Source organism: Aquimarina addita (assembly GCF_039539305.1).
In the GTDB taxonomy this organism is placed as follows: Bacteria; Bacteroidota; Bacteroidia; order Flavobacteriales; family Flavobacteriaceae; genus Aquimarina; species Aquimarina addita.
In genome coordinates this window covers 344,884-364,574 of record NZ_BAABCW010000003.1, presented here as the reverse complement: position 1 = coordinate 364,574, position 19,691 = coordinate 344,884, and the positions used below count along the sequence as shown (strand labels likewise).

Sequence of the window (19,691 nt, the reverse complement as noted above, 5' to 3'; positions counted from 1 at the left end):
AATATGTTTCATTAGAATTTATTGTTATTTATAGTTAGTATTTTCTTAGAAAAAGAAACTAAGTGAAAGAAAAAAGAAACGTTAATAACTTTAAATTAGTTGTTAACGTTTCTTTTCTTGCCATTATTATGGTTAAATTAGTGGATACTTCATTTAAATTTTTTAGTAAAAATAGCCTAAATGAATACTATTGCTACATTATTCGAAAAGGAGAGGATTTCATTTGATAAGCTTCATAAAGATTATGATCCTATGTTAAAGATAGTTAAGGAGCTTATAGGTGTAATTCCTAATTGTGATCAGACGTTAGAAATATGGCCAACTGGGTTTCGTACCTATAATTTGATAGTTCCTAATTTGTTAAATTTACCAGCGTCACTTATGGGTGGTACATCCCTTAAATCGATTGTGGGTTTAGGAATGTATGCTTCAAGTAATGCTGCAGAATGTCCATATTGTACAGCACATACCTGTTCTTATGCTATGCGAAGAGGGTTAGATGCAGAAAAAATAAAGGGGCATCGGACTCCAAAAGAAGTAAGCGTCGTGACTCTGGCAGAAGCTCTTTCCAGAGTTCCATGCGAGCTAAAAAAAGAACACTGTGTGGAGTTATCCAGTCATTTTTCTTCTTATGAAGTACGCTGGATTCTTATGGGCATTGGTATGATGGGTTTTCTCAATAAGTATATGGATGTAATGGGAATTCCCTTAGAGGATGAAGCAATTGCGGATACGGGCAATTTATTAGTCGGAACGGGCTGGACACCTGAGCATATTGTAGCGTATCACTATGAGACTCCGGAAAGTTTTGTAAAACCCAAGGCAGATAATTTGGGAACTTTTTTACGAGTCTTTCTTCAAGCACCTGGAGCCATTCGATTAGAAAGCAAATGGGTAAAAGGAGTTCCAAAAAAATATCCTGAAGCTGGTGAATATTTAAAGAAACATACAGGGTATTCATTTCCTATGATAGCTTATTTTAAAGCAGCACGGCTAATTAGAGCAATCACCACTGTGCTAAGGGATAATCTAGATAATAATACAACAAAAATAGGATTAGGAACAAAATGTCTTGCGGGTTTATTGTTTTCTACAACAGTTCAGAATAAAAAATTGATAGAGGAAGCTACTATTTTGGTTAATTATCATATGCCGAATATAACTACTGAAGTTCTAATAAAAATTCAGGATGTAGCCTTAAAAGAAATAGTGTATACTGCTAATACCTGTAAACAATTGATTACTGATATTGTTAATACAACTGGTCTTTCTAAGAGACAAGCTGGGTTTATAGTTCTTGCTAAAGCATCATCAAGTAGTCCAGCAATAATAAATAATGTTGTTTTGCAAGAAGTTGTTTCTTTATGTAAGGCAGAAGAGGTGGTGGAGTTAATTGTTTGGATTTCAATACAGCAGATGTTATATCGTTTGTATACATATTATGAGATTTCGGGTAATTTATAGTGTCAATCTTATTCTTTATTCATATTAAAACAAGAGTTGTGTGATGCTATTTTATAACCCTTTTAACTGAGCATTACGAACTTTCTTAAATAAATTAGATGAGTATACAAAGTCTGTAACAGCTTCATTATCTGTTTTGAAAATCTGAGATTTATCACCTTCCCATTCCAGATTTCCGTAGCGAAGAAAAATAATTTTTTCGCCAATCTCCATTACTGAGTTCATATCATGAGTATTAATCACTGTTGTAATATCATATTCTTCTGTAATTTCTTGAATGAGATTGTCAATAACGGTAGCTGTTTTAGGGTCTAATCCAGAATTGGGTTCGTCGCAGAATAAATAATTTGGTCTGGTTACGATAGCACGTGCTATCGCCACTCGCTTTTGCATTCCACCACTAATTTCTGAGGGTAGTTTTTTATTTGCGTTTATCAGTTGTACGCGATCAATTACCGTATTAGCTCTATCAAGCATCTCTGCCTTTTTTTGTTTGGTAAACATACGTAGTGGAAACATAATATTTTCTTCTACTGTCATAGAATCAAACAAGGCACTCCCTTGAAAAACCATTCCCATACTTTCTCTAAGGCCTCTCTGCTCTTCTTCATCCAACTCAGAATACACCTTGCCATCATAAATAATAGAGCCCTTTTCGGGAGCAAAAAGACCTAGCAAACATTTTAGGAATACAGTTTTACCACTACCACTAGTACCAATTATGAGGTTGGTTTTTCCTCGTTTAAAAGAAGTGGTAATTCCCTTTAAAATTTCTTCTCCATTAAAACCTTTATGTAAATTTTTAACTTCGATCATTAGCTTAATAATAGTTGAGTGAGTATATAATTACTGATGATGATGACTACTGTCGTCCAGACGAACGCTGAAGTACTTGCTTTACCTACCTCAAGTGCACCACCACGCATATAGTATCCATGAAAAGAAGGTATTGTAGCTAATAGAAAAGCAAATAAAAATGTTTTTAGAAACGCATATACTAAGTGATATGGAATAAACTCTTCTTGCAACCCTGTAATAAATTCACTACTAGAGACAAATCCTCCATAAACTCCTGCGACATATCCTCCAAAAATTCCAATAAACATAGCAATAGCAATTATAAATGGATACATAAGCATAGCTACGATCTTAGGAAAAACCAAATAATTTAGAGAATTGATTCCCATTACTTCTAATGCATCTATTTGCTCTGTCACTCTCATGGTTCCAATACTGGATGTTATAAATGAACCTACTTTTCCTGCCATAATTACTGAAAGAAACGTGGGAGCAAATTCTAAGATCACCGACTGTCTGGAAGCAAAAGCAATTAATTTTTTTGGGATCAGTGGATTTGTAAGGTTTAATGCCGTCTGTATTGCTACTACAGCTCCTATAAAAAACGCTAAAAATATAATAATGCCTACAGAACCAATGACAAGGTCATTTATCTCCTTGAAGATCAGACTTCTTAAAACAGAGCCCTTAGTCATTCTACTAAAAGTATTCTTCAACATTAAAAAATAACGACCAATATCGTCCAGATAAAACATAGGCTCTTTTATTAAGTAAAGGCTAAAATAGAAAAAAAAACCCCGACAGCATTTAACCTTTTATTAAAGTTTTACATTTGTATTCAATGTATTTTAGCGATTTAAACATAAATATAATGACAAAAAGATTATTCTTTATTTTTTCAATGATTGTATTGACCTCACATTGTTGGTCATTACAAGCGCAATCTAAGGCAGGTTCCAATATAGTTTCCAAACAAAAAGAAATAAGTGTTTCACCTAAATTAGTGGTCGGTATTGTTATTGATCAGATGCGTTATGATTATTTAACTCGCTTTTATAATCGATTTGGTAAAGGAGGTTTTAAGAGAATGATGGATGAGGGGTTTAACTGTAAGAATAATCACTTTAATTATGTACCTACCTATACCGGTCCAGGTCATGCATCTATTTTTACCGGAACTACACCACAAAATCATGGAATCATTTCTAATTATTGGTATGATAAGTTTAGCAAAGCAGAAGTATATTGTGCAAGTGATCCATCGGTGAGTGCGGTGGGTTCAGAAAGTGAATTAGAACGAATGTCTCCACGTCGTATGAAAACTACTACCGTAGCAGACCAAAACAGATTACACACACAATTAAAAGGTAAAACCATTGGGATAGCTATTAAAGACAGAGGAGCAATATTACCAGCAGGTCATACGGCTAATGGAGCATATTGGTTTAGGGGTAAGGATGAAGGTAAATGGATTACAAGTACTTATTATAGAGATGAATTACCGGATTGGGTAAAAAAGTTTAATGATACAGATCAGGCAGAATCTTATTTAAAAATATGGAATACATTATATGATATAAAGACTTATACAGCAAGCGGTCCTGATCTGAATGATTTTGAGAGTGGATATAAAGGTAAAGAAGGGGCTACTTTCCCATATGATCTGGCAGCATTAAAGGATAAAAACGCAGGTTATGACATCATCAAGGGATCAGCATATGGGAATAGCTTGACAGCAGATTTTGCCATTGCATCATTGGATGGAGAGCAATTAGGTGCAGATTCAGTTACTGATTTTCTAACAGTAAGTTTCTCCAGTACGGATTATGTAGGACATAATTTTGGCGTTAATTCTATAGAAATAGAAGATACCTACATCCGATTAGATAAAGATTTAGAACGGTTGTTTAAAGCATTGGATCTTAAAGTGGGTAAAGGAAATTACACTATGTTTCTTACCGCTGATCATGGGGCAGTCCATGTGCCAGCCTATCTGAAATCATTAAAAATACCAGCTGGATATTTTGATACGGATCTATTTTCTGAGAACGTGAAAACTTTTGTAAAAAATAGTTATCAGATAGAAGGGTTAATTGAAGAGATAGCAAATGATCAGGTGTTTTTTGATTATGATGTATTAGCTAAAAATAAAATAACACCAGAAAAACTAGAAAATAGTATAGCACAATTTATATTAAAATATGATCAGATAGACAAGGTGTTAACCAGAACACAGCTAACCTCTGGAGAATATAGTCATGGTCTTGCAGCACTAATCCAAAAAGGATATAATCAGAAAAGAAGTGGTGATGTGGTATATGCTTTTGATCCTGCTACTGTTACCTATCATTTAAAGGGTTCTACTCATGGTAGTGGATTAAGTTATGATACACACGCTCCTTTATTATTTTTTGGAAAAGGAATAAAAAAAGGAAGCACTACCCAAAAGACGGAAACCCAGGATATAGCTCCAACAATTTCCGCCTTACTAGGAATTGCATTTCCTAATGGTGCTACGGGTGATGTATTATCGTTTGTGCTAGAATAGGCAAGTTTTTTCAGTTTTAAGTCAAGCATTTAGGTGTTGTTTGTAATTTGAATTAGATCGAAAAATATCACAAGACATTTAAAATGTGAATTTAATAATTTGCTAAAATGTTCTCGTAAACTCTTCATAAAAGAGAAGTTTTGGCTAATCTCCTGTGAGGGAGAGATTGGGTAAGGATGTCTATTATGTTTCATCTATGATAATGAAATACGTAACTCATCGATTCTTCAATTCCTTTATTCCTTTAATAAATTGATTTGTAATGATTTCGTGGTCAAAATGCGTTCCGTTTTTTACAATGAGTTTACCTTGTGCAATAGTGCCCCATTGCGTCCGATTGTCTGAGGCATAGATAATAGTACCTGTTAAATTATCGATAGAAGAGGTAGCAATCAGAGGTGCGGTGGCGTCGATAATACAAGCATTCAATGGTTGTCCAACTTCAAAAAAAGAAGTAGTATAATTGTTCATCGCTTTTCTTCCGGTCAGGGTTGCCATTTCTATGGCATACATTCCTGCATCCAATTGTTTATTAGAGAAGTATGTATTTCGTTTGTGAGAGGTTACTCGCTGTCCGTAATCTAAAATTCTTAGTTCTTCTAATGGATTTAGACCAATATGGCTATCTGTTCCTATACTCCAATTGCCACCTGCTTTCTGATAATTTTTAAGTGGAAATAATCCGTCTCCCAAATTTCCTTCGGTACTGGGGCAAAGAATAACATTAGCTTTGCTTTTTGCTAAGCGGATGGTCTCATCTTTGCTAATATGAGTTGCATGCACCAGATGAAATCGATCATTGAGATCCAGATGATCCAATAACCAGTCTACAGGTCTTCTGTTTACATATTTGATACACTCTTCAATTTCTTTTAATTGTTCAGCCACATGAATATGAAATGGGATATCCTGTGGACCGGATTTTGTAATTTTTATAATATCCGTAGGTTCTACTGCACGCATAGAATGCACACCAATACCGAAAGTTGCCTGTTCATAATAGCTACAGGCTTTGACACTTGCTTCTACTAATTTGAGATAATCGTCTACGGTAGGAGAAATAAATCTTCGTTGTCTTTGATTAGGAGCGAGTCCAAAACCTCCTTTTTGATAGAAAATCGGTACGAGTGTAATAGCAATTCCTGCTGTTTTGGCAGCAGCAACGAGTCTGCTTCCCATTTCAGAGAGATCAGTATATGGGTTACCTTGTTGATCGTGATGTACATAATGAAATTCGGCTACATTCGTATACCCATGGCGAGCCATTTCTGAGTATAGCATAGTAGCGATAGTTTCCATTTGATCTGGATTTATCGATAATGCCAGTTGATACATGGCTTCTCTCCAACCCCAGAAATCATCTTGATTGGCAGCTTCCTGATGCTTTTCTGCAAGTCCAGCCATAGCGTATTGAAATGCATGAGAATGTGTGTTCTGAAACCCTGGGATAGCATAGCCATTGATGTTTTCTATGCTGTCAACATTAGAAGTGCTATCATAAATTTTAGTAATAATACCTTTATCATTTATAGATATGCAGGTGTTCTCTCTCCAACCGTTATTTTGTAAGATGCCTTTAAAAGAATATGTTTTCATGAGCACGTTTTCATGGTTCGAATTAAATGTTGTAGCGTGTCTTGCAGGACTTCCTGAACCTCGCTGGCACGTTTTGTATTATACGTAATCTCATTATCATCCATATACAGGATTTTATTCATTTCTAATTGTAGCGCATGTACGTTTTGTGCTGGTTTTCCAAAATACCGGGTGATATGACCTCCTTTAAACGGAGTATTATGGGCAACTTCAAATTTCTTAGATCTTAATTTCTCTAATGCAGTTAATATTAATTGAGGGTGTGCAGTTTTTTGGTCATTATTTCCTAAAATCATATCCGGGAATGGTTTTTTCTGTATTGTGCTGACCAAGTGTCGAATAGAATGTGCGTCCCATAACAATACCTTTCCGAATTTTTTTTTAAGGTCAGCGATCAAGGTTTCAATCTGTCGGTAATAAGGCCAATAATAGAGATCTAATCTTCGTTGTATTTCTATTGGATCAGGCTCTGACGATGATGAGGTATAGATGTTATTTCCATAAAAATCAGTAATTGGTGTGATTGCAGTAATGAGCCTGTTATCAGTATAAAGAGGAATACTTTTTGGATCACGATTAAGATCAATTACCCATCTGCTTAAATTTGCTTTGATTATAGTAATCCCAAGAGAGGGGGCAAACTCATACAATTTATGCACATACCAATCGGTGTCATCCAGATGATTGCGCATTTTTTTTTTATAGTAATGCTTTATTTCTACAGGAAATTGAGTTCCCGCATGTGGAATACTGATAAGTATCGGAACCTTGGGGACTGTAGCTTCTGTAATTTTAAATAGGTTCATGTTGTTTTTTTAGATATTTCAGTCTAACTCTAATTTTTCTATTACAGAATCTTCCACTATTGAAGGAACTGTAACTTTCAATTCCGGGGTTCTTTTCATTTCTCGTTGAACGGCAAATAATGCTTCTTTATTTCGCGCCCAACTTCTGCGAGAAATACCGTTATTAACATCATAAAAAAGCATGTTTTTTAATTTTCGCAAAGCATCTTCTGATCCATCTAAAACTAATCCAAAACCTCCATTGATAACTTCTCCCCATCCTACTCCTCCACCATTGTGGATGGAAACCCAAGTAGCACCTCTAAAACTATCTCCGATCACGTTATGAATTGCCATATCTGCAGTGAATTTACTACCGTCATATATATTACTGGTTTCTCTGTATGGAGAATCTGTACCACTAACATCGTGGTGATCTCTTCCTAATATTACAGGAGCTTTAATATCACCGGATTTGATCGCTTTATTAAATGCCTCGGCAATCTTTGTTCGTCCTTCTGCATCTGCATAAAGAATTCTGGCTTGAGAGCCTACCACCAGATTGTTTACTTTTGCTTCTTTTATCCAAATGATATTATCCTGTAATTGTTGTTGAATCTCTGAGGGAGCTGATTTTTTTATAAGCAACATCACTTTCATAGCAATACGGTCTGTAGTTTCTAGATCTTCAGCTTTACCCGACGCACAAACCCATCTAAAGGGACCAAACCCATAATCAAAGCACATAGGTCCCAAAATATCCTGAATGTAGGACGGGTATTTAAAATCAATCCTATTTGCAGCCATTACTTTTGCCCCTGCTCGCGAAGCTTCTAGTAAGAATGCATTACCATAATCAAAGAAATAGGTGCCTCTTGCAGTATGCTTGTTGATTGCCTCAGCGTGCCTGCATAAGGATTGTTTGACTTTAGTTTTAAAAGCTTCGGGATCGTTAATTAATAATTGATTGGATTCGGTATAACTTAAGTCTACAGGGTAATAGCCACCGGACCAGGGATTGTGTAGTGAGGTTTGATCAGATCCAAGATGTACATAGATGTTTTCTTCATAAAAACGTTCCCATACCTCTACTATATTTCCTTGAAATGCAATAGAAACAACTTCAGTATTTGTTATTGCTTTTTGAACTCTTGCGATCAATTCATCTAAGGTGTCAATAATTTCATCTACCCAACCTTGCTTGTATCTTTTGATAGCTGCTTTTGGATTTACTTCAGCACAAACGGTAATGCAACCTGCTATATTTCCAGCTTTAGGTTGTGCTCCGCTCATTCCTCCAAGACCTGAGGTTAAAAAAATTTTACCAGCAGAACTTTCAGTGGACTTAAGTACTTTTCTAAAAGCATTCATGACCGTTATGGTTGTACCATGTACGATGCCTTGTGGTCCTATATACATATAACTGCCTGCAGTCATTTGACCATATTGTGTAACACCTAGTGCGTTATATTTTTCCCAATCATCAGGCTTAGAATAGTTAGGAATCATCATACCATTAGTGATAACGACTCTGGGAGCTTCCTGTGATGAAGGAAATAATCCCATAGGATGCCCTGAATACATATGTAATGTTTGAGAATGAGTCATACTAGCGAGGTAGGACATAGTTATCAGATACTGCGCCCAATTCTGAAAAACAGCACCATTCCCTCCATAGGTTATGAGTTCATAGGGATGTTGAGCCACAGCAGGATCAAGGTTATTCTGAATCATCAACATAATTCCTGCTGCTTGTATTGTCTGAGCAGGATAGTCTTCTACAGGTCGTGCATACATATCATATTCTGGAATAAATCGATACATATAGATACGTCCGTAAGTGTGTAATTCTTCTAAAAACTCTTTAGAAAGTTCTTCATGCCAAGCAATTGGGAAATATCTTAATGCATTTCTAATTGCTAACTTTTTTTCACTTGTCGTTAAGATTTGCTTTCGTTTTGGAGCGCGACTAATCGAAGCGTTTAATTCCTTTTTTAGAGGTAACTGCTTAGGAAGTCCCGCAAGAATTTGTTCTTTAAAAGTCATTTTTTATTGGGTTAAAGCCACACAAATTTTTAAAATCTATATATTTTATGAATCGTCTTCTCAACTTAGAAGAAAGATGATTTCATACTAATTTAACTAACGATTTATTAAATACTATGAATGCTCAGCATAGACCAACTCTCCTTTTTTCCATACTTGCGATGGAAGTATTTTTCCCTGATGGTAGCATATTTCATTATAATGATCTGTTGGGAATAAATTAAAATCGGCTAACATTCCGGGTAGTAATTGACCGCGATCCTTTAGGTTAAGTGCAGCGGCAGCTCTAAAGGTAATACCCGCTAAAACTTCTATGTTTGTTAGTTTTTCAAAAGTTCCTAAAATACAAGCTTGAGTTAATAAATCCCCCATAGGAGCTGAACCCGGATTCCAATCACTGGCAATTGCTAAAGCTCCTCCTGCATCCAGAATTTTTCTGGCTGGAGCAAAATTACATCCTAACCCTATAGATGCTCCCGGCAATGCAACCGCTATAACATTGCTTGCGGCTAGCCTCTCAATTTCATAATCTGTACTAGCCTCCAGATGATCCGCACTGATAGCATTGAAGGTAATCGCTACTTCGCTACCACTTGTGCTAAATTGATCTGCGTGTACAGTGATATCAAAGCCCATTGCTTTTGCTTGTTTAAAATAGGGTTGAATATCTGTAGCAGAAAATGCACTCTGTTCTATAAAAGCATCTATACGATTGGTCAGGTTTTCTGTTTGCAATATTGGAAAAAGAGTAGTTGCTATTTCATGTAAATAGGATGCTTTTGTACCTTTATAATCATTAGGAAGCATATGAGCTGCAAGGCAGGTAGCGATTAAATCTGCTTCAGTGATTTGATTTGCATTGCGTATGGCTCTTAACATTTTTAATTCTTCTGTTACAGAGAGTCCATAACCACTTTTTACTTCTATGGTGGTGATACCATTTCTTACTAAACTATTGGCTCTTTTAATAATAGAATATTGTAACTCTTCAAAAGAAGCTTTTCTTGTGTTTGTGACTGTATCCCAAATTCCGCCACCATTTTCTGCGATTTCTAAATAAGATTTACCAGCATTGCGCATTGCATAATCAGTAGCTCTGGAGCCAGCAAAGCAAATATGAGTGTGAGCATCTATAAATCCGGGTAAGCAAACATATTCCGTGTCTAGGGTTATATTTTCAGCATTTAATTTTTCTCCTTTTGGTAATAATGCTTCATAAATACCTACTTCATAAATATTTGATCCTTTGATCAAAATTCCAGCTTGTTTTATAGTCTGCGCTTCCTTGCCAACTAAAGTACCTTGTAGCGGTAGATCTGCCATAGTAATAAGTTGTGTAATAGGGCCGATGAGTTTATAGTGTTCCATATGTTTTAATGAATTGTTAGTTTGATAAAGTATGATTTTATCAAAATGTTACAATATTCAGACCTGATTGGTTTTTAAAATCTTTTAGGTCGTTAATTGCCCTTAGGCATCAGGATTTTAGAGCTAATAAGATTCAAATTCATCTAAAAATTCAATGTCTAGTGCTAATTTCTCTTTTTTAATAACTTCTTCAACTACTTTGATAATTGTTTGATTCTTAATCATCTCGATTCCCTTCTCGATATCAATTGCAAAGACTCTGTCTTTAGTAGCAAAGGAAACATTAGCTCTTACAGTTTTATATATTTCTTCCAGTATTTTACCTGATTTCATTGGTTTCCTGAATTCAAAAGCTTGTGCTGCTGTTAATAATTCAATCGCTAATATTTTTTCTACATTTTCAATCACCGTTAGTGCTTTTCTTGCTCCTATAGACCCCATACTTACGTGATCTTCTTGTCCCAATGAAGTAGGTATGCTATCTGCGCTTGATGGAAAGCACAAGCCTTTATTTTCACTAGCCAATGCAGCAGTGGTATATTGCAAAATCATATATCCCGAGTTAATCCCAGTATGTTTCATTAATAATTTAGGTACTCCTGTGTTGCCTTCTAAAGAAAGATATATTCTGCGATCCGAAATATTACCTAATTCTGAAGCTGCAATGCAGGCATAATCTAACGCAATAGCCAATGGCTGTCCGTGAAAATTGCCACCACTAATTGTTAATTCTTCATCAATGATTATTGGATTGTCTGTTACAGCATTTAATTCTACTTCCAGCAATTCTTTGAGATGTAACCACGCATTTCTGGAAGCGCCGTGAACTTGAGGAATACAACGCAAAGAGTAGGGATCCTGTACCCGATTACAATCAATATGATCTTCATTGATTTCTGATCCTTTTAAGAATGCTCTGACTCTGGAGGCTACATGAATATTGCCTTTAAAGGGGCGAAGTTCGTGTAATTCTTTATAAAAGGGTTTTACAGATCCTTGTAGTCCCTCAATCATCATAGTACCAATAATATCAGCCTGAGAAAGACAATTATATAGTTTAGCAATTACCTGTACTGCATGAGCGGCTATAAATTGTGTCCCGTTTATTAATGCCAGCCCTTCTTTGGGACCTAATGTTATGGCTTGTAATCCTTTTTTTTGAAATAATGTCTCTGTGGATATAGTATATCCTTGGTATTCAACTTTACCCAATCCAATTAATGGTAAAAACAGATGAGATAAGGGAGCCAGATCACCTGATGCACCTACAGAACCTTGACACGGAACTACTGGGATAGCATTATTATCGATGTGCCATAGTATTCTGTCAAGTGTGGTTTCTGCTATACCAGAATACCCTTTGCACAAAGATTGTAATTTTAGGATCAGCATCAATTTGGCTATTTCTTCAGCAATAGGTTCTCCAACGCCTACGCTATGACTTTGTAAAATATTAGTTTGAAGAACTTTGGTTTCCTCTTTGGAAATTTTTGTAGTGCATAAAGGACCAAAACCAGTGTTAATTCCGTACACTGCTTCTCCTTTATCTACAATATGCACTACGGCTTTCCTGTTTTTTCTAATTTTGATACGGGAAGCTTCAGAAATAATTCCCGGGATTTCTCCACGAGCTATTTGTAGTGCTATTCCGGCAGTGAGATGACCTTCACCAAATAAAAAATGTTTTATTGTTTTTGACATTTTATGGTAGGCTTGTGTGTTTACAAAATTAATGGATATATTTAATAATTATAAATACTAAATAAGTCAATTATTAATAACTATGGGTTATCAATTAGAATTACGTCACTTTTCCTATTTTCTTGCGGTAGCTGAGGAATTACATTTTAGAAAAGCAGCAGAGCGTTTATATATTTCTCAACCTGGATTGAGCAGGCAAATCAAACAAATGGAGGAAATTATAGGGACAGCATTATTCATTCGTACTAAAAGGAAGGTGGAGTTAACTGCTGCCGGGCAATATCTAAAAAGAGAAGTAGCGTATCTGTTTAATCATATCGATTTTACTGTAAAGCAAACGAGTCTAATAGCAAAAGGATATGAGGGCGAAATACGGATTGGTTTTTTGGGTTCTGCTATGCAAACGGTCGTCCCTGATCTTTTGATCAGAATGAATCAAGAGTTCCCTAATATCCATGCCAGCTTAGATGAGATGTCTAATTATCACCAGGTCGAAGCGATAGAAAAAGATAAGCTGGATATTGGTTTTGTAAGGTTAGCAAGAGTACCCGAGGGTTTAAAAATGCAAACGGTATTGACAGATAATTTTTCTCTGGTATTGCCCGAGAATCATTTATTACATAATTCTAATTTTAAAAGTATTGATCAGGTGTCTGAGGAAGATTTTATTTTGTTCTCATCAGATTATAGTAATGTGTATTATGATATGATTATGAGTATATGTGAAGACAAGGGTTTTACACCAAAGGTTTCTCATAAATCGGTACACGCCCAAACTATTTTTAAATTGGTAGAAAGTGGTTTGGGAGTAGCTATTGTACCTACATCTTTGCAACACGGATTTGATCTGAGAGTTAAATTTTTAGAAATACCTAACATACCTCAAAAAACTACACTTTCTGTTATCTGGAAAGAAGATAATCGTAATCCGGCATTACAGCAGGTTAGAAAATTTTGGTAATTTTAATTAATTATTTCCAGTATTCCACTGATCATCGCTAATATTCCAAATCCCAATAATATATAACTCCACAATTTCATTGAAATATAAAAAAAGTGGTTATTCATATATATTCTTTTTCTCCATCTATGATTATATAATCTTCACTTGTAACATAGGTCCAAATGGCTGAGATAATGAGTCCTAAACCCATAACGATTTGAGAGTCGTAATTTAAGGCTGATACTAAAGCTATATAATGCTTTAATATTCTATTTAAAAGAGTAGTTACTATTAAGGAAACTCCTATATATACTGGTACTAATATCCCGCTGTTATTATAAATTATAATCATCTTTTTATAAAGTCTTTTTTTGTTTTTTTTAAGCGGAATCTTGTTTTTTTCAATCTTTTCCCTTAAGCATCTTAGTAGGAAGTATTAAAAATAAATTTAGCAATAAAAAAAACAGCCACGTAGTAATGGCTGTTTTGTCGTTAAATATTTTAAATAAACCAGAAAGTATTAAAAGCTTACATTATTTAGTAGGTACATATCCTGCATATTTTGCTTTGTATTCTAGTGGTTTATCGGTTTTTACGATCTGTACATTAGCACCGGTTCGCTTTCCAAAGGTTTCGATGCGTCCAGCATTGATTAGACTGATATTATCGATAGTACTTACTGCCCATCCCGGATCTTCATATTTTAATGCTCTTCCGCCTCTTCCAGAATTGATGAATAACAAGTTGTCAATATGTAGTTTTTGTACTCCCCATAGCAACACCACACTTCCTAAATCTTTATTATTGGTATCAATAAAAGTAGAATTAGTTAAACGTAAATAAGGTCCTGTAGTACTCTCATCATTACCCATTCTTAGTAGCACAAGAGCGTTCCCCATTACTTTTTGGAAATGACAGTTATCGATTTCTACATACTCTGCATTATATCTTCCTCTGTCTTCATTTTCTCCATCAAGGCTAATAGCATTACCAGAAATATTAAAGAATTTACAGTTTTTAAATGATAAAGTATCTGCATAGGTATTTTTGGCTGCTCTAAATGCTGTTTTACGACTGGCGTCAAAGTTTTTGAACATACATGAATTCACCTTTAACTTATAATGAGCGATCATAGGTTTTGATGAGGTAGTAATACCTGCATAGGCAATTCCGTTTTCGGATCTTCCATCAAAGGTAACTCCACTGATATTTAGATTTCCTCCATTTTCAATCACAATAAGTGGTTTTTGTTTTTCGTTTTTTTCGTATTTAAAAAACGTAGTATCAACATTTTTAGGAGCAGTAATGGTAAGAGATTTGGTCAGTTCTAAAGGTTCTTTAAAAACATAAGTTCCAGGCTTTAGATTAATTATATCTCCTGAGTTTGCCTTTTTTACAGCATCCAATAATTCATCATTGCTGGCAACTTCGATTGTCTTAGCATTTCCACCAACCATCTCATAATATTTTGGTTGAGGGGTATACCAGTTTGGTCCTACATCTTTTTTTGTCACCGGGAGTGTAGGCTTGTAATTCTCATTTTTATACAATCCATCAGCAGGATCTTTAGTAAAAGAAATTGATGCTTTTGTAAAACCTTTTCTGGTAAATCCAGCGTCTGCAGTCACTACTTCATTATTAGTAAAAGTAAAAGTGCTAAAATCAGAAATCCCTTCAAAAACTTGTTTTCTCTCCGGGTAGTAAAAGGTGTTGTCTGTGAAACGAATATCTCTAGGAGGATCTGTTCTTTCATTATCAGCTCCTACACCAAATTGAATATGGTCACACTTTAGGAATTTATTACCTACGATATCAGTATCTTCTGCTCTATGGTATCTATTGATCAAAGAGTTAGGTACTCCGTTCATTACGGGTAACGCTCCAAAAAAACGTTTCCCTTTTAATTCCTGAAAATGATTATTCTTAATAGTATGTCCATTATTAATAACACGAACTCCACCGGTACCGGGTTTGTTATTACCTATAAAAAAGTTGTTTTCTATGAGGTTGCGATTTCCATGCCTTAGCGCTAAGACACCTGCTGATTCAAAAAACACATTGTTACGCGCAATATTATCACTAGACTTTAGAGAAACGATTTCTACCTCTCCATCACATTGTTCGAAATAATTGTTTTCTATCACAGTTCTTGAAGGGCTAAGAGAATATGTAGAAACACCTACGCGTAAAGTCTCTCCTCCATTAGATCCTAGATTAGGTCTGTATCCAAAATGATTATGATCAATTCTGTGATTGTTTTCTAAGCTATTTTTGTTGTTTAATTTTACGACAAGTGTTACTCCAGCATTTAATTTTCCTCCAAAATAGCTATGATCTACTCGGTTATTTTTACCGTGTACATGAATCCACTCAGATTTGTCAAACCTGTTTTTAGGATTAAAATGATCGATTGCAATCTCAGTAAGCCTACAGTTTTCTGCTAGTTTTCCGTCATCTGTCTTAAAAATAATTAAAGCATCTTCTTCTGTGAAACCATCATTAAAAACAAGTCCTTGAATTACTAAATGTTTTCCGCCAATTTTTAAAGAGGTGTTACCCGAGAGAATTACTTTCCCATTTTCCTCTGCTTTGATTGTTATAGGAGCCTCTTTTGTGCCTTCTGCAGTAAAAACAAAATGTGCATCTGTCCAGGTACCATTACCAAGAATAATTTCATCTCCGGGTTTTGCTGCTGCAATTGCCTTGTTGAACGCTTCGATATCACTTACGATACCAGAGCTATCTGCTTGTTTTTCATCGGTTGTTTTCTTACAAGAACTTACCATTAATATTACAACTAGTAGATAATTGTAAAGGTTACTTTTTTTCATGTTTACTTATTGAAATGTTTGTATTGATTATTGCCATTGCTCAATAAAAATTGTACAATGCTTTTTTTAATGGATACCTGTAAGTTGTGCGCGCGCAATTTAGGTGTAATTTTTATAATAACCAAGCTATTCGTGTAAGTGGATCAACTCAATTTTTGTTTAATTTTTTTCCAACGTAGCTTACGTATAAACTTGCCTTCAGACTTCGTAACCAGAAAGGGTTGTTTTTCTTTCCTCGCCTTTATATAACCTATAATATAATCATAGATTAGTTGTGGCTTTTTCTTAAGTAAGGCTAGTTTTATAGAGGCAATAAGAGTAATTATAAAACCGTAGCGTATTCGATAGAATGCCTCTCCTTGTTTATATTTTGCTTTTGGGTTATAGGTATTTCCTGTGGGTTTCAGATGTTTTACTTGTAAGGTTGTATCTGTCTTAATTTCCCAATGATGATATTGTGCTAGTAATTCATCTAAAGTGTCCCATCCCATATGGGGTTTCAACCCACCAATGTCTAAAAAACAGGTTTTACGATATGCTTTTAAAGCACCACGTATATGATCTTTATTAGTTAGGTTTTCTAATATCCACTTCTGATCTTTTTGTATATAGCAAAACCCACCAGCCATTCCTACTTTTTTGGAAGTGCTAAAATGAGTGATTATTTGTTCCAGATAGTTATTGGGGAAAATGAGATCCGCATCAAATTTGCAAATAATATCATAATTGGTATCCAGTGTATTATATCCTTGATAAAAAGCATTGATCACCTTACTACCTGGCATATGATCTGTAGATGAATTCGTGTTTACTAAAGATATAAAATCGTATTTTTCTGTAAACTGCGTAACTATATTTTTTGTTTGATCTGTAGAGTTATCATTGACAACTACTATTTTTTTAGGCAGTATTGTTTGAGTAACCAGCGAATTTAATGTGCCAGTGATAAGCTGTTCCTCATTATGTGCTGGTATAACAATATAAATATCCACTTGATGAATTCTTATTTTAGGTTAAGGGTGCAAGTTTTAGTTCGTGTTTAAAACATCCTACAGTATACCGTATAATTTTTTATAGTTTTGAGATTTTTCATCTTCTCTCTGCATATATGATATAGTATCTGGGAGTAAAATATCGTAATAAAGGACGGAAACCAATTTTTTTGATAGGATGAGTCCATTTTTTTCGTGCTTTAATTTCCCAACCTGCTTTTTCCAGTAACCAGTCGAATTGCCAATCCTCAAATTCGTGATAATGACGATCCCATGGATCGGTTTTACTTCTATATGCAGAGGAGAACCATAATCTAAGAGGTATAGAAGCTACTAATTTAGTAGCCGTAATATCACTTAATACATTAAAAGGAGCGATAAGATGTTCAAAAATTTCGAAAGCCGTTACTACCTCTGCGTCAGTAATGCGAACTGCTTCAGTTTCTAAATCTAGATCTTCGCCAGAGGTATTATTTACAGTATATCCTTCTTTCTCTAAGAACTCTACAAAAGGATTGCGAACCCCCAGATCTAAAATAGAGGCAGGAGCAGGAACATGTGCTCTAATAAATTCTAATGTTTCTTTATAGCGTTTATGAGGAAAAGTTCCTTCGTACATGAATGAATGGATTACTGTTTGATCTACTTTATACCTTGTAAAAATATACAAATACTCAGAGTAGTTTCTTTATAGATGAGATTTTTTTTATTTCATCTCAATATTCATACAAAAAGGCATTGATGTTCATTCCTGCTCCCACGCTGGCAAAAAGCAGTATATCTCCGGATTGAAAAGATTGGCCGTGCACCTTACCTTTTATAATGAGATCATAGAGAGTAGGTATGGTTGCAACACTACTGTTTCCTAATTTTTGAATAGTCATAGGCATAATACCTTCTGGTACTGCCATATCATAGAGTTCATAAAATCGTGTTACAATAGCATCATCCATTTTTTCATTTGCCTGATGGATGAGTATTTTCTTAATATTCTTAATGGGGATAGCTCCTTTATCCAGACAAGCTTTCATAGCTTTTGGCACTTGGCTAAGCGCAAATTCATATATTTTTCGACCATACATTTTTATATACATGTTAGTATCTTCTGATGTATGATGATAGGTTTTTCCAAAAAACAAAAAATTAGCTTCTTCCAGTGTATATGATGCACTTATAGAAGAAATGATTCCGCCACCGTTTTCTGTGTTTTCAACGATTGCTGCACCTGCTCCGTCCGCGTAAATCATAGAGTCGCGATCATAGGGATCTGTTACTCTTGATAAAGTTTCTGCTCCAATTATAAGGCATTTTGACGCCATACCACTCTTAATAAACGAATAGGCTTGTGTCATTCCTTCTATCCAGCCGGGACATCCAAATAATACATCATAAGCAACACAAAAAGGATTTTTAATTTTTAGTTTGTGTTTTACTCTGGAAGCAATACTAGGTACAGCGTCTCCTTGTGTAGAATTGGTGCCAACATCACCAAAATTTTGAGCTACGATGAGATAATCTAATTTTTCTGGATCTATCTTAGCATCCTTAATAGCTTTTTCTGCAGCAAAAAATGCCAAATCAGATGTTTTATATTGATTTGCAGCATATCTACGCTCTTCAATACCAGTGATTTTTTTAAACTTCTCAATAATAACAGGAGTAGGATGTGCTATGAGGGAACCATCTGTATTTAAAAATTGATGGTTTATAAAGTCTTGGTTTTTTCGTATCTCAGAAGGAATATAGCTACCAGTCCCTGTTATTTTAATGTTCATGTTTTTTTAGTTAGTTACAGGAGGTAAGATAGGAGTAAGAAAGGTAGGTGTTATGCGTGCATATTAAATTTTACGATGCCTACCGAGAATATTACCTGATCTTTATTTGTATAACCGTTGCAATAGAGCGCGCTCTTGTTTTCATAAGGTCAGCGTTTTTTCCGCTAAAGTTACTGTCAATTGTAGTATTAAATAAAGATAACCAGGTATCAAAATGTGTTTTATCTAATATCTTCTTTACGTGTAGATCTTTATGGATTTGGAGAACATTTTTCTTATAATCACCTGTGTAGAATAACTGTTGTTCCCAGAAACTAGTAATATGAGGAATATGATCTTCTAGATTGATTTGTGCTATTTCAGTAAAGAATACTCCAATTATTGGATCTTTTAGAGCTTTACTATAAAATAAACGTATAAGATATTCTATATCTTCTTTAGTAATAATATCTCTTAATTGCTCATTGCGATTCTTGTTCAAAATACCTTGTACTTGTTATTAATCTATAAAATTAAACAAATTATATGACTAGGTATTTTGACAAGACATCGGCTCTGGGCTACGGGGTTATGATTTTTGTTTCGATACTAATAGATCACGAAGTTCTTGTTGCTTTTCGTTTTCTATCATCTTCTGATGAGCATAAGCAAAAATAGCATTCTCAATAATTTCGTTTTCTCGTTCTCCGGAAACAATATAGGAGATTACTGTCTTAGAATATGGTTTTTTGTTTTGGTTAAAAATTTTGTTTTGTGATAGATACGCTTGTATTTTTTTTAAATGTTTGGTTCCGATAACTTTTAAAATAGCGGCGCGTTCTTCAGTTGTGATCATAAATAAGTT

The 19,691-nt window shown here is 34.8% G+C and carries 16 protein-coding genes; 3 read left to right on the top strand and 13 right to left on the bottom strand.

Translation table 11 applies throughout. The features are described 5' to 3' along the window. Positions 1–180: 180 nt before the first annotated feature. The gene (locus ABD816_RS06470; protein WP_344925728.1) at positions 181–1,464 is read left to right on the top strand and encodes a carboxymuconolactone decarboxylase family protein; all 1,284 of its coding nucleotides are present in this window, start codon (positions 181–183) and stop codon (positions 1,462–1,464) included. Positions 1,465–1,515: 51 nt separating this feature from the next. Here ABD816_RS06470 and ABD816_RS06465 read toward each other — a convergent pair whose 3' ends face one another. Together ABD816_RS06465 and ABD816_RS06460 are read right to left on the bottom strand one after the other, a co-directional pair. After that, positions 1,516–2,280: an ABC transporter ATP-binding protein gene (locus ABD816_RS06465; RefSeq protein WP_344925727.1), complete on the bottom strand. Its 765-nt coding sequence runs from the start codon at positions 2,278–2,280 to the stop codon at positions 1,516–1,518. Then, on the bottom strand, positions 2,280–3,017 hold the full coding sequence (locus ABD816_RS06460) for an MlaE family ABC transporter permease (protein ID WP_344925725.1): 738 nt from the start codon (positions 3,015–3,017) through the stop codon (positions 2,280–2,282). Before ABD816_RS06460 ends, ABD816_RS06465 begins: the two co-directional genes overlap by 1 nt. 116 nt (positions 3,018–3,133) lie before the next feature. Between ABD816_RS06460 and pafA the strand changes: the two genes are divergently transcribed. Continuing rightward, positions 3,134–4,810: an alkaline phosphatase PafA gene (gene pafA, locus ABD816_RS06455; RefSeq protein WP_344925723.1), complete on the top strand. Its 1,677-nt coding sequence runs from the start codon at positions 3,134–3,136 to the stop codon at positions 4,808–4,810. 216 nt (positions 4,811–5,026) lie between these two features. Here pafA and hutF read toward each other — a convergent pair whose 3' ends face one another. From hutF to hutH, 5 genes are all read right to left on the bottom strand, one after another. Continuing rightward, positions 5,027–6,406, bottom strand: a complete 1,380-nt coding sequence (gene hutF / locus ABD816_RS06450; protein WP_344925722.1) for a formimidoylglutamate deiminase — start codon at positions 6,404–6,406, stop codon at positions 5,027–5,029. Next, positions 6,403–7,212 (bottom strand): N-formylglutamate amidohydrolase, encoded by an 810-nt coding sequence (locus ABD816_RS06445; protein WP_344925721.1) that lies wholly within the window; start codon positions 7,210–7,212, stop codon positions 6,403–6,405. Before ABD816_RS06445 ends, hutF begins: the two co-directional genes overlap by 4 nt. Before the next feature lie 18 nt (positions 7,213–7,230). Further along, a complete protein-coding gene (locus ABD816_RS06440) occupies positions 7,231–9,237 on the bottom strand; it encodes a urocanate hydratase (RefSeq protein WP_344925718.1) in 2,007 nt (668 codons plus the stop codon). Between the two features lie 114 nt (positions 9,238–9,351). After that, on the bottom strand, positions 9,352–10,605 hold the full coding sequence (gene hutI / locus ABD816_RS06435) for an imidazolonepropionase (RefSeq protein ID WP_344925716.1): 1,254 nt from the start codon (positions 10,603–10,605) through the stop codon (positions 9,352–9,354). Between the two features lie 123 nt (positions 10,606–10,728). Further along, complete coding sequence (gene hutH / locus ABD816_RS06430) at positions 10,729–12,306, bottom strand: histidine ammonia-lyase (RefSeq protein ID WP_344925714.1); 1,578 nt, start codon at positions 12,304–12,306, stop codon at positions 10,729–10,731. An 82-nt stretch (positions 12,307–12,388) separates the two neighbouring features. Here hutH and ABD816_RS06425 point away from each other — a divergent pair, with 82 nt between their 5' ends. After that, on the top strand, positions 12,389–13,267 hold the full coding sequence (locus ABD816_RS06425) for a LysR family transcriptional regulator (protein ID WP_344925712.1): 879 nt from the start codon (positions 12,389–12,391) through the stop codon (positions 13,265–13,267). A 515-nt stretch (positions 13,268–13,782) separates the two neighbouring features. On the opposite strand, the gene ABD816_RS06420 is transcribed toward ABD816_RS06425, so the two are convergent. From ABD816_RS06420 to ABD816_RS06395, 6 genes are all read right to left on the bottom strand, one after another. Continuing rightward, the gene (locus ABD816_RS06420) at positions 13,783–16,080 is read right to left on the bottom strand and encodes a chondroitinase-B domain-containing protein (RefSeq protein WP_344925711.1); all 2,298 of its coding nucleotides are present in this window, start codon (positions 16,078–16,080) and stop codon (positions 13,783–13,785) included. A gap of 143 nt (positions 16,081–16,223) precedes the next feature. After that, the gene (locus ABD816_RS06415; protein ID WP_344925710.1) at positions 16,224–17,072 is read right to left on the bottom strand and encodes a glycosyltransferase family 2 protein; all 849 of its coding nucleotides are present in this window, start codon (positions 17,070–17,072) and stop codon (positions 16,224–16,226) included. 97 nt (positions 17,073–17,169) lie between these two features. After that, the gene (locus ABD816_RS06410; RefSeq protein ID WP_344925708.1) at positions 17,170–17,691 is read right to left on the bottom strand and encodes a class I SAM-dependent methyltransferase; all 522 of its coding nucleotides are present in this window, start codon (positions 17,689–17,691) and stop codon (positions 17,170–17,172) included. A 97-nt stretch (positions 17,692–17,788) separates the two neighbouring features. Beyond that, a complete protein-coding gene (locus ABD816_RS06405) occupies positions 17,789–18,847 on the bottom strand; it encodes a 3-oxoacyl-ACP synthase III family protein (protein WP_344925707.1) in 1,059 nt (352 codons plus the stop codon). Positions 18,848–18,938: 91 nt separating this feature from the next. Next, positions 18,939–19,328: a group III truncated hemoglobin gene (locus ABD816_RS06400; protein ID WP_344925705.1), complete on the bottom strand. Its 390-nt coding sequence runs from the start codon at positions 19,326–19,328 to the stop codon at positions 18,939–18,941. Positions 19,329–19,415: 87 nt separating this feature from the next. Continuing rightward, on the bottom strand, positions 19,416–19,682 hold the full coding sequence (locus tag ABD816_RS06395) for a hypothetical protein (protein WP_344925704.1): 267 nt from the start codon (positions 19,680–19,682) through the stop codon (positions 19,416–19,418). Positions 19,683–19,691 lie beyond the last annotated feature (9 nt).

Excerpts from the sequence above, each read along its gene's own strand:
- ABD816_RS06470 (WP_344925728.1), top strand. The coding sequence starts at position 181 with ATGAATACTATTGCTACATTATTCGAAAAGGAGAGGATTTCATTTGAT.
- ABD816_RS06465 (WP_344925727.1), bottom strand. The coding sequence starts at position 2,280 with ATGATCGAAGTTAAAAATTTACATAAAGGTTTTAATGGAGAAGAAATT.
- ABD816_RS06460 (WP_344925725.1), bottom strand. The coding sequence starts at position 3,017 with ATGTTTTATCTGGACGATATTGGTCGTTATTTTTTAATGTTGAAGAAT.
- pafA (WP_344925723.1), top strand. The coding sequence starts at position 3,134 with ATGACAAAAAGATTATTCTTTATTTTTTCAATGATTGTATTGACCTCA.
- hutF (WP_344925722.1), bottom strand. The coding sequence starts at position 6,406 with ATGAAAACATATTCTTTTAAAGGCATCTTACAAAATAACGGTTGGAGA.
- ABD816_RS06445 (WP_344925721.1), bottom strand. The coding sequence starts at position 7,212 with ATGAACCTATTTAAAATTACAGAAGCTACAGTCCCCAAGGTTCCGATA.
- ABD816_RS06440 (WP_344925718.1), bottom strand. The coding sequence starts at position 9,237 with ATGACTTTTAAAGAACAAATTCTTGCGGGACTTCCTAAGCAGTTACCT.
- hutI (WP_344925716.1), bottom strand. The coding sequence starts at position 10,605 with ATGGAACACTATAAACTCATCGGCCCTATTACACAACTTATTACTATG.
- hutH (WP_344925714.1), bottom strand. The coding sequence starts at position 12,306 with ATGTCAAAAACAATAAAACATTTTTTATTTGGTGAAGGTCATCTCACT.
- ABD816_RS06425 (WP_344925712.1), top strand. The coding sequence starts at position 12,389 with ATGGGTTATCAATTAGAATTACGTCACTTTTCCTATTTTCTTGCGGTA.
- ABD816_RS06420 (WP_344925711.1), bottom strand. The coding sequence starts at position 16,080 with ATGAAAAAAAGTAACCTTTACAATTATCTACTAGTTGTAATATTAATG.
- ABD816_RS06410 (WP_344925708.1), bottom strand. The coding sequence starts at position 17,691 with ATGTACGAAGGAACTTTTCCTCATAAACGCTATAAAGAAACATTAGAA.
- ABD816_RS06405 (WP_344925707.1), bottom strand. The coding sequence starts at position 18,847 with ATGAACATTAAAATAACAGGGACTGGTAGCTATATTCCTTCTGAGATA.
- ABD816_RS06395 (WP_344925704.1), bottom strand. The coding sequence starts at position 19,682 with ATGATCACAACTGAAGAACGCGCCGCTATTTTAAAAGTTATCGGAACC.